Origin of the sequence: Pandoraea sp. PE-S2T-3 (assembly GCF_002179965.1) — a bacterium.
GTDB lineage: Bacteria > Pseudomonadota > Gammaproteobacteria > Burkholderiales > Burkholderiaceae > Pandoraea.
The window spans coordinates 14,430-27,464 of sequence record NZ_NGUQ01000001.1 but is presented as its reverse complement, the minus strand read 5'-3'; the positions used below and the strand labels follow the sequence as shown (position 1 = coordinate 27,464).

General features: G+C 63.4%; 12 protein-coding genes. 7 read left to right on the top strand and 5 right to left on the bottom strand.

All coding sequences use genetic code 11. The annotated features are described in order from the left end of the window. Positions 1–29 precede the first annotated feature (29 nt). The 4 genes from CDV46_RS00140 to CDV46_RS00125 form a co-directional block, all read right to left on the bottom strand. On the bottom strand, positions 30–839 hold the full coding sequence (locus CDV46_RS00140) for a fatty acid hydroxylase (RefSeq protein ID WP_087689088.1): 810 nt from the start codon (positions 837–839) through the stop codon (positions 30–32). Between the two features lie 46 nt (positions 840–885). Continuing rightward, positions 886–2,268 carry an MFS transporter gene (locus tag CDV46_RS00135; protein ID WP_087721458.1) on the bottom strand — a complete coding sequence of 461 codons (1,383 nt, stop codon included), beginning with the start codon at positions 2,266–2,268 and terminating at the stop codon, positions 886–888. Positions 2,269–2,413: 145 nt separating this feature from the next. Then, on the bottom strand, positions 2,414–3,679 hold the full coding sequence (locus tag CDV46_RS00130; protein WP_087721457.1) for an iron-containing alcohol dehydrogenase: 1,266 nt from the start codon (positions 3,677–3,679) through the stop codon (positions 2,414–2,416). Then, positions 3,676–4,437, bottom strand: coding sequence for an alpha/beta fold hydrolase (locus tag CDV46_RS00125; RefSeq protein WP_087721456.1), 762 nt, complete (start codon positions 4,435–4,437; stop codon positions 3,676–3,678). The genes CDV46_RS00130 and CDV46_RS00125 overlap by 4 nt, the downstream gene beginning before the upstream one ends. 171 nt (positions 4,438–4,608) lie before the next feature. Between CDV46_RS00125 and CDV46_RS00120 the strand changes: the two genes are divergently transcribed. Then, entirely contained in the window at positions 4,609–5,331 is a 723-nt protein-coding gene (locus CDV46_RS00120; RefSeq protein WP_087689084.1) for a GntR family transcriptional regulator, read from the top strand. A 90-nt stretch (positions 5,332–5,421) separates the two neighbouring features. On the opposite strand, the gene CDV46_RS00115 is transcribed toward CDV46_RS00120, so the two are convergent. Further along, positions 5,422–6,126: an SDR family oxidoreductase gene (locus CDV46_RS00115; protein WP_087721455.1), complete on the bottom strand. Its 705-nt coding sequence runs from the start codon at positions 6,124–6,126 to the stop codon at positions 5,422–5,424. Positions 6,127–6,280: 154 nt separating this feature from the next. Here CDV46_RS00115 and gcvA point away from each other — a divergent pair, with 154 nt between their 5' ends. The 6 genes from gcvA to CDV46_RS00085 all read left to right on the top strand — a co-directional run bounded on the left by gcvA (position 6,281) and on the right by CDV46_RS00085 (position 12,983). Further along, the gene (gcvA, locus tag CDV46_RS00110; protein ID WP_087721454.1) at positions 6,281–7,177 is read left to right on the top strand and encodes a transcriptional regulator GcvA; all 897 of its coding nucleotides are present in this window, start codon (positions 6,281–6,283) and stop codon (positions 7,175–7,177) included. A gap of 36 nt (positions 7,178–7,213) precedes the next feature. After that, positions 7,214–8,128, top strand: a complete 915-nt coding sequence (locus CDV46_RS00105) for a LysR family transcriptional regulator (RefSeq protein WP_087721453.1) — start codon at positions 7,214–7,216, stop codon at positions 8,126–8,128. A gap of 141 nt (positions 8,129–8,269) precedes the next feature. Then, positions 8,270–10,405 (top strand): FUSC family protein, encoded by a 2,136-nt coding sequence (locus CDV46_RS00100; protein ID WP_254915881.1) that lies wholly within the window; start codon positions 8,270–8,272, stop codon positions 10,403–10,405. After that, on the top strand, positions 10,395–10,589 hold the full coding sequence (locus CDV46_RS00095; protein ID WP_087689079.1) for a DUF1656 domain-containing protein: 195 nt from the start codon (positions 10,395–10,397) through the stop codon (positions 10,587–10,589). The genes CDV46_RS00100 and CDV46_RS00095 overlap by 11 nt, the downstream gene beginning before the upstream one ends. Then, a complete protein-coding gene (locus tag CDV46_RS00090; protein ID WP_087689078.1) occupies positions 10,582–11,514 on the top strand; it encodes an efflux RND transporter periplasmic adaptor subunit in 933 nt (310 codons plus the stop codon). Before CDV46_RS00095 ends, CDV46_RS00090 begins: the two co-directional genes overlap by 8 nt. Beyond that, a complete protein-coding gene (locus CDV46_RS00085) occupies positions 11,511–12,983 on the top strand; it encodes an efflux transporter outer membrane subunit (RefSeq protein WP_087721451.1) in 1,473 nt (490 codons plus the stop codon). The genes CDV46_RS00090 and CDV46_RS00085 overlap by 4 nt, the downstream gene beginning before the upstream one ends. Positions 12,984–13,035: the final 52 nt, after the last annotated feature.

Below are 13,035 nucleotides of genomic sequence, written 5' to 3'. Positions count from 1 at the left end.
GTGCGCCAGATTCTACCAAAGCCGTGCGCTCAGAAAGCTGTCATCGCCTTGCGCTCTTCCTCCGTAAGGATCGGGCCATCGAGCGTGACCTGAGAGTGATCGTCCCTGAACTTCGCGATGATGGGTTTGAGCTCCGCCTTAATGTGCTTCTCGCTATAGCCGTTGAACAGATGGCCGAGCAAACCGCGCCGCAAATCGCTGCTTCCCATGTACCAGTCGGCAATCGGAAACGTCAGGTTCATGTTGTATTTCATCATGATGCCCATGTTGTGATGAGCGGTGTGATGGCGGCGAATGGTATTGATAAACGGCATGTTGCGCACGAACCAGTTCTCGTGACAGTGGCAGCAATAGTGAAAGGTCTCATAGATCACATACTGGCCGACCATCGTCAGGAAAACCATCCAGCCCGCATTCGTGTTCAGAATCAGCGAAGTCACGTAGCCGAAGACGCCGCCGCCCACCCCGAGCGTAATCAGCACACGCCACGGAAAAAACACGATCCGGAATTCGCGCGTAGTGTCGATCGTCGACAACTGATCGGTGAAGTACTGGTGGTGCTGCCGCGTATGGCGGTTGTAGATCTCGCGCAAACCCCAGACATCCACGCGCCGATGCATCACGAACCTGTGCATGAACCACTCGACGAAGTTGCCCGCCAAAAACACCGGCACGATCAACAACCATTCCCACGTCGGCTGCTGCAACCGGCTTACCGCGTAAGTCACTGCACCAATGGCCACGATGTACATCACGACGATGTGCAGGAGACCGTTGTACATCGGGCTGATATCGGACTTGTACTGCTCTCTGAACTTCAATTGACGCTCGGTAATCACGGCGAGTCTCCTGCGTTTGAACGATGAAAAATTAACAAGTGCGCGACTAATGCGACACGTCCTCCAGCGATCGCCCCTTGGTTTCGACACCGAGCAACAGCACGGCCAGCGCGGCGATGACGAAGGAGAGGGCGCCCATGGTGAATACGCCCGTTTGTCCCCACGTCGGCAGCAGCACACCGATGGCGAAGGGGCCGGCCAGCGACCCGACGCGTCCGATGGAAGACGCGAAGCCGGAACCGGTGGCGCGCATGCGGGTGGGGTAGAGCTCGGGCGTGTAGGCGTACAGCACGGACCACATGCCGAAGAGGAAGAACTGCATCATGAGACCCGCGGCGATCAACTGCTCGATGGGCGCTTTGTGGCCCGCTGCCTGCCCATACAGATAGGCCGCCACGGCACTGCCCAGCAACATCAGGGCACACGTCGGCTTGCGTCCCCATTTCTCCAGCAACCATGCAGAAAAGAGGAAGCCCGGAATGCCGGCGAGCGAGATGTAGACGGTATAGAGCACCGACTTGGTGATCTCGTAACCGGCTTGTTGCAGCAGCGCGCCGAGCCACGTCGTCAGCCCGTAGTAACCGAGGAGGGCGAAGAACCAAGTGGTCCACAGCATGACCGTGCGTTTGGCATAGATGCCGCGCCAGATCTCGGCGAAGAGCGCCTTGCGATCAGACTGAACGCGCGGCGCACTTGCGGTGATGACCGGCTCGGGCAGCTTGTGCCCGTAGGCCTTTTCCACCTTGGCTTCGATGAGATTCATGACGTCGGCCGCTTCTTTCATGCGCCCGGTGTCTTCCAGCCAGCGGGGCGACTCCGGCACCATGCGCCGGATGACGAACACGAAGACCGCCGGGACCGCCAACGCGATGAAGATGCCGCGCCAGCCGATCACGGGCAGCATGAAGTAGGCGAACACGCCCGCAGCAATGAAGCCGATGGGCCAGAATCCCTCCAGAATGGCCACATACTTGCCACGGCTCTTGGCCGGCACGATCTCGGAGACCATCGACAGGCCGATCGGGAACTCCATGCCCATGCCGAAGCCGAGCAGCACGCGGTACAACATCAGCGAATCAACGTTGTGCGCGAAGCCGCACATCAGGCTGCCGACACCCCAGAAAATCATGCTGATCTGGAAGATCGGTTTTCTGCCGAACTTGTCGGCCAGCAAGCCCGCTGTCGCAGCACCCACAAACATCCCGAGGAAGCTTGAACTGGCAAGCAGCCCGGCTTGCGACGCGGAGAGACCGAACTCTGCCTTGATCGAGCCCAGCACGAACGTCATCAATCCGAGATCCATCGAATCGAAAAACCAAGCCGTGGCAATGATCGAGAAAAGGCTGCGCTGATAACGGGTCATCGGTAGCCGCTCAAGCCGGGCGACCACGTCAACACCTAGCCGCGACGCGGCTGCGGACATATTCATAGGGGTGTCTCCTCCAATACATGTTGCTGATAATCAACTAACATATTAGACATCGAGACGCAAAGCGGCCGGTAGTCCGGTCGTTGATGTGTAGTGTCTTTGCGGGGGCAGCCGTGAAAGCGCGAATCGAGTCGATTCGTCGCAATCAGGCGGCTGTCAGTCTCTCTGCCTTCTCGTCTCGAAGCGCTCCTTGCCATGCGTTGTCGATGATTTGCGCATAGCCTTCTTCGATATTCCCGATGGGGAATGCTTTGGCCAACCGAGTCACGCCGAGTGAATCGGAGAGCAGGTCTTTCAGTGATGCACGCGCGATGCCGAACGCGTTGAGATCGGTAGGGATGCCCAACTTGCCGACGAGATCGCGCAGCAGGCGGGGCAGCGCGCGAACGGCTTGCACGTCATCGGCGTCGTCGATGCCGAACATTCGGGCGACTTCCAGCAACTCGGCGTGGCGCGATTCGCGCAAGAGATCGATGGCATATGGCAGCACCACCGCGTTCGTGGCGCCGTGGGATTTGTGCGTGAGGGCTGCAACCCCGTAAGCAATGCCGTGGACCGCGTTGAGCCCCGCACTGCCGTAAGACATCGCGGCATAGACGCTCGCGTAGCACATGCCGACGCGCGCCTCCACGTCGTTGCCATTCTCATAGCAGCGCAGCAAATACGCGGCCGCCAGCCGGATCGACTCACGGGCAAAGAGCATCGTGAGGCCGCTGCGGCCGCTGTAACCCGGGTCGGCGCTGCCGTTGCGGTCGAACCGGCTGGAGTCGAGCGTGACGAACGATTCGAGCGCATGCGTCAGGGCGTCGATGCCGGACTCGGCCGTGACCTTGGGCGGACAGGTGAACGTCAGTTCGGGGTCAACGGCGGCGATGACGGGGCGCAGGCGGTTGTCCATCACGGCCGTCTTGATGCCGGTCGCCGGGTCGAACAGGATGGTGCCCGGCGTGAGCTCCGAGCCGGTGCCGGCGGTAGTCGGCACCGAGATATGGTCGATGACAGGCGAGTCACTGGTGACACCCGCGCCGAAGTCGCGAATGGGGCGCCCGTCGGGGAGCGTGACGCACAGCGCTTTGGCTAGATCGATGTTGCTGCCGCCGCCCAGCGACACCACATGATCGGGGCGTTGCCCGTCGAGTATGTGGCGCAGTTCAACGGTGGCTTGATCGCAAAGGTCGGTGGTGGGGTCGGGTTGGCCGCCGGTGTAAACATCCACGTGGACCCCAAGCTGTGCGCACGCCGCCACGTAGTCGCTCACCCAAGACGTTTTGTCGGCGAAGAAGCGGTCGGTGACGAGCAGGCCCCGTCGGTAGCCAAGACTGTGCAGCAGTTGGGGAAGCTTGTGGCGATAACCCAGTTCGATGATGAGCCGGGAGGGCGCACAAAAGTGGATGCAGTCATCGATTCTCATGAATTTTCCTTTCGGTTGAACGGGGGCTGCGACGGCGCACTGTGCCGGGACAGGAAGGCCCGAACGGCGACACCGACGGCTTGCGTGTTCTGCGTCAGAAGGGAATGGCGCGCGCCGGGAATCACATGCAGCGTCGCGTCACGAATGCCCTCATGCATGCGATGGGCGTGCGCGACCGGGCAGTCTTCGTCGTCGCTGCCGTGAACGATGAGGGCGGGCATGGTGACGTGAGTCAGATGCGCGAGATGCGAGACAGGTTTGAGCGCCTGCCAAGTCCACGCCACAACCTGCGGGTGAGCCGCGCGTTTGAGCCCCAGACGGATCTCCCGCTGCCGTATCTCGTCGCGTAGCGCGCTCTCTTCGGACGCCTCGAACCAGCGCACTTCATTCAATTGCGCGGTGCCGGACATCAGCATGACGGCCACCGGCGGCGCGTGTCGTGCTGTGCCATTCGCCAGTTGTGCCATCAGTTCGAAGATGACGGACACGCCCATGCTCCAGCCGGCCAGCACGTAGGGGCGAGCGCCGATTTCCTGTGCGATGACGTCACCGGCGAGCTGCGCGAAGGCGTCCGCGCTGCACGCCTTTGCAGACGCCGGAAATGCCGCATCACCTCTGCCGGGCAGATTCGGAAGAATGAACTCGAAAGCGTCGCCGAGCGCGGTCGCCAGCGGCACCCAGGAATCGTTCGTCCCCTGAATGCCGTGCAGGGCCACCACCGGAAAGCCGTCGGACGTTCCTACGCGCCGAATCTCCATGACAAGCCTTTTGTTTGAGTAATATATTAGTTGATGAATAATAGCATATCAGTTTGATCGGGCAAGCAGTACCGACACCGGGAAAGCCCGGGGTAGTGCAGGGGAGGGGCGTCGGGAGAGGACGTAGAAGCAAGTGATATACAATTAATATTTGCTCTGAACCCCGACCCAATGGCGACAAAAAAAGCGACACCACGTAAGGAAAAAGCAGAAGCGGCAACGCCGGATCCGCGCGTGGAAGCGATCCCTCGCGGTCACATGGTCGATCGCGCTTACGAATGGATTGAAGAGGCGATCGTGACGCTGCGGCTCGCGCCGGGCTCGACCATGTCGGAGTTGCAGTTGAGCGAAATGACGGGCTTTGGCCGCACGCCGATTCGCGAGGCGATTCAGCGGCTGGCCCGCGAACATCTGATCGTGGTGCTGCCGCAGCGCGGGCTGCTCGTGCCGCCGATGGATGTGGGCAAGCAGTTGCGGCTGTTGGAAACACGGCGCGAAGTGGAACGGCTGATCGCCAGAAGCGCCGCGAAGAAGGCGACTGCCGAACAGCGCGAGCATTTCACGCGTCTGGCGAAGGAATTCAAGAGTTCTGCACGCAGCGGCAAGGATGTGGAGTTCGTCCGGGCCGACCGCGACTTCAATGAGTTGTGTCTGGTTGCTGCGCGCAACGAATTCGCCGAAGGTGCGATGCGTTTGCTGCACGGCCTGTCACGCCGTTTCTGGTACTACCACTACAAGGAAGCGGCCGACTTGCCGACGATGGCGCGTCTGCACGCCGAAGTGGCCGAAGCGATTGCCGCCGGAGAAGTGAAGCGGGCCGGTGAAGCGCTCGACGCGCTGCTGGACAACATCGAGGAATTCACGCGTGCCACGGTGCTGGGTGACCGGGCATAGCGCCTATCGGGAACGTCAGTACGCCGCCTCAGAAAGAAAGCCCCGCCATGACAAGACATGGCGGGGCTTTTTCGTGCGCGCGAGGGAGGCTTACACCGAGCGCGTCAGTCCGCCATCCACCCGAATGTTTTGGCCGGTGATATAGCCGCCGCCTTCCGACGCCAGAAACGCCACCGTTGCGGCAATTTCCTCGGCCTTGCCGTAGCGCTGCATCGGCACGCTGTCGCGGCGCGTGTCCTGTTGCGGCAGGCTGTCGATCCAGCCGGGCAGGATATTGTTCATCCGCACGTTGTCCTTCGCGTACTTGTCGGCAAACAGCTTCGTGAACGATGCGAGCCCCGCCCGGAACACGGCCGATGTCGGGAACATGTCGCTCGGCTCGAAGGCCCAAGCCGTCGAGATATTGATGATCGCGCCCGCTTGCTGCTTCTGCATGATCGGCGTCACCAGCCGCGTCGGACGAATCACGTTCATCAGATACGTATCCATCCCGCGATGCCAGTCGTCGTCGCTGATTTCGAGAATCGGCGCGCGCGGACCGTGCCCGGCGCTGTTGACCAGCACGTCGATACGGCCCCAACGCGAGACGGCGGCATCGACCAGTTGCTGTAGCGACTCCACCGACTGGTTTGAGCCCGTGACCCCCACGCCGCCCAACTCGGCGGCCAGCGCCTCGCCCTTGCCGGACGACGACAGAATGCCGACCTTGTAACCGTCTGCCGCCAACCGGCGCGCTGCCGCTGCACCCATGCCGCTACCGCCGGCGGTCACCAACGCCACTTTTTCTACAGTCATGCTGCTATCCTCCAGATGCATCGGCGGCAGCCATCATGGCGTCCCGACGCTCATAAACCAAGAAATTCACGAAATCCACGGATGAAAGCGTAACATCCCACGTCCTGGTCGATGCACCAGATTTCAACGCTTGATACAGTAGAAAAACTACACCATGTCCGAAGCGTTTGGCCGTCTCCCATCGCTCAATGCCTTGCGCGCCTTCGAGGCCGCGAGCCGGCATCTGAATTTTCGTATTGCCGCCGAGGAATTGGGCGTGACGCAGGGCGCCGTCGCGCAACAGATTCGGGGACTGGAAGCCGAGTTGGGCATGAAGTTGTTCGAGCGCCATCCGCGCACACTCTCGCTCACGGAGAATGGCCGACGCTATTCCAGCAGCGTGCGCCGAGCGTTCGAAGTGCTCAGCGAAGCGACGCAGGCGTTGCGGCCGGAGCCGCTTCGGCTGACGATCAGCGTGACGCCGACGTTCGCGGCCAAGTGGCTGATTCCGAGGCTTCCGGCGTTTCTCGCTACGCATCCCGACATTGATCTGCGCATTCTCGCGACCGACCGGCTGTCGCATTTTCAGGCCGACGCCGTCGACCTCGCCGTGCGCTATGGCCGCCCGCCGTTCGGTGGTGGCGTGAGTGTGGAGTTGCTGTTCGAAGAAGTGCAGGTCGCCGTCGCCAGCCCGCAATTGCTCGCTACCGCCGGGCATCCCGGGCCTGCGGGCACGCTTCACGGCCACGCCTTGCTGCACGATGCGCACAACGCGTGGCCGCAGTTCCTCGATCAGGCGATGCCGAAGTCACTTCCCTCGGTCGCGAAAAACATCCGATTCAACCAGACCGCACTTGCGATCGACGCCGCTGTCGCCGGGCAGGGGCTGGCCCTCGCCCACATGGACTTTGTTGCCCCGGACGTCGCGGCCGGGCGGCTCGTACGCCTCTTCGATGCCGAATTGCGCACGGGCGCGGGCTTCTACATCGTGTCGCCGCGTCGCCAGCGTCACGCGGGGCAGGTGGCGAATGTGCGCGATTGGCTTTTGCAGGAGACACGCTTCGCGGGTTAGGATTTCGCCAAACGCAATCGAAAACACTCACCTGCCATGGCCTACCCCGATCTGAATTTGCTTCACGCGCTCGACATTCTGCTGGAGGAAGGGAGCGTCGTGGGCGCCGCCCGGCGTATGCATCTGAGCCCGCCGGCGATGAGCCGCACGCTCAGTCGTATCCGCGAAACGCTGGGCGACCCGGTATTCGTGCAGGCCGGTCGCAAGCTGGTACCGACGCCACGCGCGCTGGCGTTGCGTGAGCAGGTCAGGCTGGCCGTCGAGCAGGCAACACAGGTCCTTTCGCCGAGTGCGGAAGTCGATCTGAAAACGCTGGAGCGACGCTTCAACGTGCGCGCCAACGATATCTTCGTCGGCATGCATTCGGGCCGCCTGCTGGAAGCGATGTCCAACGAGATGCCGCGCGCGATGCTGCGTTTCGCCCCCGAAGAGGACGACATCGACGACGAAGCGTTGCGCAGTGGACGCATCGATCTCTTCATCAGCGCCTCGCGCCAGCTCGGACCGGAAATCCGGGTGCAATCGCTGTTCACCACGCGCTTTGTGGGCATCGCGCGCGACGATCACCCGATCTTCGACGAGGACATTACGCCCGAGCGAATCACTCGCTGGGGGCATATCGGGGTATCGCGGCGAGGGAAGTTTGCGGGGCCGATCGATACGGCACTCGACGGGCTCGGCCTTCGCCGCCACGTGGCGCTCGTAGTCTCGACCCCGTTCACGGCACTGTTTGCGCTGCAAGACTCGGACTTGTTGCTGGCGTTGCCGTCCGATCTTGCCCAGAGCGCCGTCTCGGCGGGCATGCGCATTCGCGCGTTCGATCTGCCGGTGCCACTGGAGACCGTGGTGCTCACGCAGGCGTGGCACCCGCGCTTTCAGGCGGATCCGGCGCATCAGTGGCTGCGCCGCACGATTCGCGAGCTATGCGGGGATCTGTCCGCTGCCGTCTGAGAATCATTGCGTCTGATGCACTCGTCAATTTCGATCAAGTCACTTTTCGCAGCATAGCGGTGACCCCTACAGTGGTGATCAACATCACTTCGGTAAAGGGTCATCGTGCAATCCGCGTCATCGCAGACGGCGACGAATGCCGTGGCAACACTGCCCGGCCGCCTGACCGGCCGATTACTGGTCTTGCTCGGGCGGTTCGATCTCAGTTCGCCGCGCGCCACCTACGTCTTACGGTCCATCCTCGCCGCGTGGCTCGCGCTCGTCGTCGCTTATGCGCTGGAACTGGAGATGCCGTATTCGGCGGCATCGACGGTCTTGCTCGTCATCAATCCCATTCAGGGCGCCGTCATCGGCAAGGGGACGTGGCGTGTGCTCGGCACGCTTGGGGGCATGGTCGTGTCGGTGCTGCTCATGAGCGCGTTCGGGCAGATGCCATGGCTGTTTCTGCTGGGCTTCGGCCTGTGGCTAGGGCTTTGTGTGGCGGGCATGACGTTGCTCCGGCACTTCCGGGCATCAGGCGTGGTGGTCGCAGGCTACACCGTCGGGCTGGCAACGTTCGGCGCGCTTCAACATCCGCAACTGACTTTTGAGCATGTGATCGGCCGGGGCTCGACCGTCATGATCGGCGTCGTGTGTCTGGGGCTGGTGTCGGCATTGTTCAGCCGACGCAGTGTGCGCAACAAGCTGGACGCGTTGCTGGGCCGCTTGTCGGCCAATGTTGCCGAGGCGCTGGCCACCCAGCATGACGCTGGCAGCGCAGACGCGAGCGGCGCAACGACGTCACGGATCGCACCGGCGCGTCGGCAACTGATGGCGGAAATTTACGGCGTCGACGACTTGCTGTCGCTCGGCAAGGCCGAATCGTCCGATCTCGCCCATCGCGCGGACGCCGTGCGACACGCGATGGCCTCGCTTTTTGCGGCGCTGGCGGGTGGTGCGCCATCGACGGAGCGCGAGCGCGATCAATCGCGGCACTGGCAGCACTCGCAGCATTGGCGCGGCATGCAGTCCATGCTCGCCACCACGTGGCGCGAGGCCGGGCAGGCCGTGGCAGCGGGTGAAACCGGCCTGCCAAAAGCGGTGGACATCCTGCGCACTGCGCGGGCGCGTCTATCGGCAACGCGAGATGCACCGTCGAGCGTCACGTCATCGACGCCCCCGGCGCTTCACATCGCCGTCGACCGGCTGATCGAACAGATTGACGACTATCTGGCCGCGTTGGATGGCCTCACGTCGCTGCGTCGAACGCGTCCGGGGACATCCGTGCCCCCCATGTCCCTCGTACGCCCCGTGCATTTCCATCGCGACGTTCGCGCCGCGTGGCAAAACGGCCTGCGTGCCATGCTGACACTGGTCTGCACCGGCGCGTTCTGGATCGTCACGGGCTGGCCGCACGGCGACATGATGCTGCTGATCGTTGCACCTTACTGTGCGTTGCTTGCGACGGCACCCAACCCGGCGGCCGGGGCGTTCCAGTTCGTCAAGGGCACGGTGATCGCGGTGCCGGCGGCGTTTGTCTGCGCGTTCGTCGTGCTGCCGCACATCGAAGGCCTGCCGCTGTTGCTCGTCGTGCTGGCCTTGTTCTGGCTGCCCGGTATTTACGCGACGACGATGCCGCAGCATGGTCTTGCTGCGCTGGCGTACCTCGTTGGCTTCAACACGTTGACGGGGGCCGACAACCCGATGCACTACGACGTCGCGTTGTTTCTGAATTGGTCGATTGCGTGGGTGCTGGGCACGCTCTTCGCATGGATGGGCTTCCGGCTGTTCCTGCCGCGACAGCTACCTCGTGACATCGCACGCCTGCGAGCGCGCATTCGAGATGAGGCCGTGAAGTTGTTGCGTGTGGGAAGTCATGCGGCCGCCTCACACAGTTCACACGTCTGGCAACGCCGGCAACAGCATCGGATTGCGCAGTTGGGCGCGTTGCTCAAGACGCAGCCGGACGCCATGGATCGAGCGATTGCGGATGCGCTGGCCAGCCTGCATCTCGGGCGCGAAATTCATCGCCTGCGCGCGTGGTTGCAACGCAAGGGTGGTGATGCCTTGTGTCGCCAGATCATCGCGACGGCCCTCGCGCGCATGGCGCGCCGTGCGGACGATCCGCCTCGGGCAGCGCGTCACGCCCGTGATGCCGCACGGCGTCTTTCGGCAGCGCAGGCAGAGGCGGCAGGTGTTGCCGGCGAGCGAGCCGCGCTGACCGATATCGCCGACTTGCTCGACGCTCACGCCAGCTATTTCTCAACGTTGCCTCCGGGGCGTACCCATGCTCAGTGAAGTTGCCGTGGCGGGCATTTATTTGCCGCCGTTCTTTGTTTATGCCTGCGTTGCGGTGCCGCTTTTCCTCGGTGTGCGCTTCGTCCTTGCGCGCACCGGCGTGTTGCGGCGCGTTTGGCATCCGGCGCTCTTCGAGTTCGCCATTTCCCTCTGTCTGGTTTCTGTCTTGATGCTTTATGTCTAATCGTGCGTTGTGGTTCCGTCCGGTCGCGAAAGCGGCGGGCACCTTGGTCGCGCTTTGTCTGGCGGTGGTTCTTGTCGTTGCACTGTGGCGCGCTTACGTCCTCGCGCCATGGACGCGCGACGGGCGCGTCAGTGCCGAAGTCGTGCGCATTGCGCCGGAAATCTCCGGCACCGTGCAAGACGTGGCCGTCGTCGACAATCAGTTTGTGCAGCGCGGTGACGTGTTGTATCGCGTCGATCCCGAGCGTTTTCGACTTGCCGTCGCGCAGGCCGAGGCGCAGTTGGGCGCGGCGAGCGCCGTCTTGCAGCAGAAGCAACAAGACGCTCGACGCCGGCGCGGGATGGACGATCTCGTGCCCGGCGAAGAGATTCAGCGCGCGGGTCAGGCGGTGGCGATTGCCGTGGCGGATCAACGCCGGGCACAGGTTGCGCTCGACGTCGCGCGACTCGATCTTGCGCGCACCGAATTGCGCGCGCCGGTCGACGGTTACGTCACTCACTTGCGTTTGCGGCCGGGCGATTACGCTGTTGCCGGACACGCCAGCATTGCGCTGCTCGACGCCCACAGCTTCTGGGTCACGGGCTATTTCGAAGAGACGAAACTGCGGGGCATTCGCCCGGGCGCACCGGCACGCATCCGGCTGATGGGCTTCGATGACCTGATTGACGGCCACGTTGCGAGCATCGGGCGCGGCATCACCGATGCCAACGAGCGTCCGGATTCGCAGGGACTGCCGAGCGTTGAGCCCACATTCAGTTGGGTGCGTCTGGCGCAGCGCATTCCCGTGCGTGTCGCCATCGACCGCGTGCCGCCGGGGATCGTACTGGCCGCCGGCATGACATGCAGCGTCGATGTTGGCTCGTCAGGGCAGGGCGCCGCACCGAAAGGCGCGCTGGCCAGCCTGCTGATGCGGTGGATGTCATGAGCGCTGTCTTGATTTCGAACGGCTCCCGGCGCCGTCCGCCGCTGCGAGCGAGGGTCCTTGCCACATCACTTGCCGTGCTGGCGACTGGCTGCACGACACTCGGTCCCGACTACCGCAGCCCTCATATCGATGTGCCGTCGCAATGGCATGAAGCGCAACAGGGGCACGATGGGCGCGGCGCATTCGGTGCTGCCCAGCAGGATCAACTGCGCACGTGGTGGCGATCGTTCAACGATCCGATACTTGACCGGCTGGTCGATGCCGCGCTGGCGGGCAATCAGGATCTCGCGATTGCCCGAACACGGCTGACCCAAGCGAGAGCCGAGCGCATTCAGATCGCCGCCGGACTTGGGCCGACAGTCTCGGTCGGCGGTGTCGGGCAAGCGCTGCGTTCCAGCGAACGCCTCGACTGGCCGCCCGGCATTGGTGGATCGCGCACATGGCGAGCAGGCTTCGACGCCAGTTGGGAGCTCGATATCTTTGGCGGCACGCGCCGCGCGGTGGAAGCCGCCGACGCGCAAATCGATGCGGTGGCAGACGACGCGCACGCGGTACAGGTGAGCTTGCTTGCTGAGCTCGCCGCCGACTACGCCATGTTGCGCACGGTGCAGGCGCGGCTCGCCATTGCGCAGGAAAACATCCGCAACCTGAGCCAAGGGGAGCAGCTTGCCGAACGGGCGCTGGCGCATGGCCTCGGCACGTCGGCCGACGCGGCGCAGGCGCGCGCCGAGCGCGAGACGGCGCAAGCGTTGCCGCCACAACTGGACGCCGAAGTCGCTCGGCTGAGCCATGCCATCGGTGTGCTGACGGGCGGCTTCTCTGGGGACTGGCGAGAGGTGCTGGCGCAGCCGTCGCCACGATTGCCTGTCGCGCCGTCGTTGCCGTTGTCGATGCCGTCGGAGGTGATGCGTCAGCGCCCGGACGTGCGCGCCGCCGAGCGCAGGTTGGCTGCCGCGACGGCACAGATCGGTGTCGCGGAGGCCACGCGCTTTCCCCACTTCAGCATTCCGCTGAGCCTTGGCACGACGGCCAGTCTGCTGAGTGACCTGTTCTCGGGCGCGAGTCTCGCGTGGTCCGTAGCGTTGCAAGCGAGCCAGTCGCTCTACGACGGCGGGCGCTCACGTGCGGGTGTTACGGCAGCACAAGCGCAGGCGGACGCGGCACGGCTGGCCTATGCGCGCGACGTGCGGCTGGCGTTACGCGACGTCGAAGATGCGCTCACCGGGCTGAACAGCGAACGCGCGCGGCAGATTTCATTGGCGGCGGCGGTGAGCGACAGCCAGCAGGCCCTCGACCGGGCGACGCGCTTGTATCGCCGTGGACTGAGCGGCTACTTGCCGGTGCTCACCGCGCAACGAACGGCAAATCATGCGCGCGATGCGCTCGCGTTGAGTCAGGGCGGCGAGGTGCGCAGCGCGATCGCGCTCTACAAGTCGCTCGGGGCGGGATGGGGCGAGGCGGTGAATTGACCGCCCCGCATACCGCAATCATTCATGTATTCGATTCACGCATTTCGTTCAA

Bases quoted from the DNA above. Each gene is read 5' to 3' on its own strand.
- CDV46_RS00105 (WP_087721453.1), top strand. From the start codon at position 7,214: ATGGCCTACCCCGATCTGAATTTGCTTCACGCGCTCGACATTCTGCTG.
- CDV46_RS00130 (WP_087721457.1), bottom strand. From the start codon at position 3,679: ATGAGAATCGATGACTGCATCCACTTTTGTGCGCCCTCCCGGCTCATC.
- CDV46_RS00115 (WP_087721455.1), bottom strand. From the start codon at position 6,126: ATGACTGTAGAAAAAGTGGCGTTGGTGACCGCCGGCGGTAGCGGCATG.
- CDV46_RS00090 (WP_087689078.1), top strand. From the start codon at position 10,582: ATGTCTAATCGTGCGTTGTGGTTCCGTCCGGTCGCGAAAGCGGCGGGC.
- gcvA (WP_087721454.1), top strand. From the start codon at position 6,281: ATGTCCGAAGCGTTTGGCCGTCTCCCATCGCTCAATGCCTTGCGCGCC.
- CDV46_RS00125 (WP_087721456.1), bottom strand. From the start codon at position 4,437: ATGGAGATTCGGCGCGTAGGAACGTCCGACGGCTTTCCGGTGGTGGCC.
- CDV46_RS00135 (WP_087721458.1), bottom strand. From the start codon at position 2,268: ATGAATATGTCCGCAGCCGCGTCGCGGCTAGGTGTTGACGTGGTCGCC.
- CDV46_RS00120 (WP_087689084.1), top strand. From the start codon at position 4,609: ATGGCGACAAAAAAAGCGACACCACGTAAGGAAAAAGCAGAAGCGGCA.
- CDV46_RS00095 (WP_087689079.1), top strand. From the start codon at position 10,395: ATGCTCAGTGAAGTTGCCGTGGCGGGCATTTATTTGCCGCCGTTCTTT.
- CDV46_RS00085 (WP_087721451.1), top strand. From the start codon at position 11,511: ATGAGCGCTGTCTTGATTTCGAACGGCTCCCGGCGCCGTCCGCCGCTG.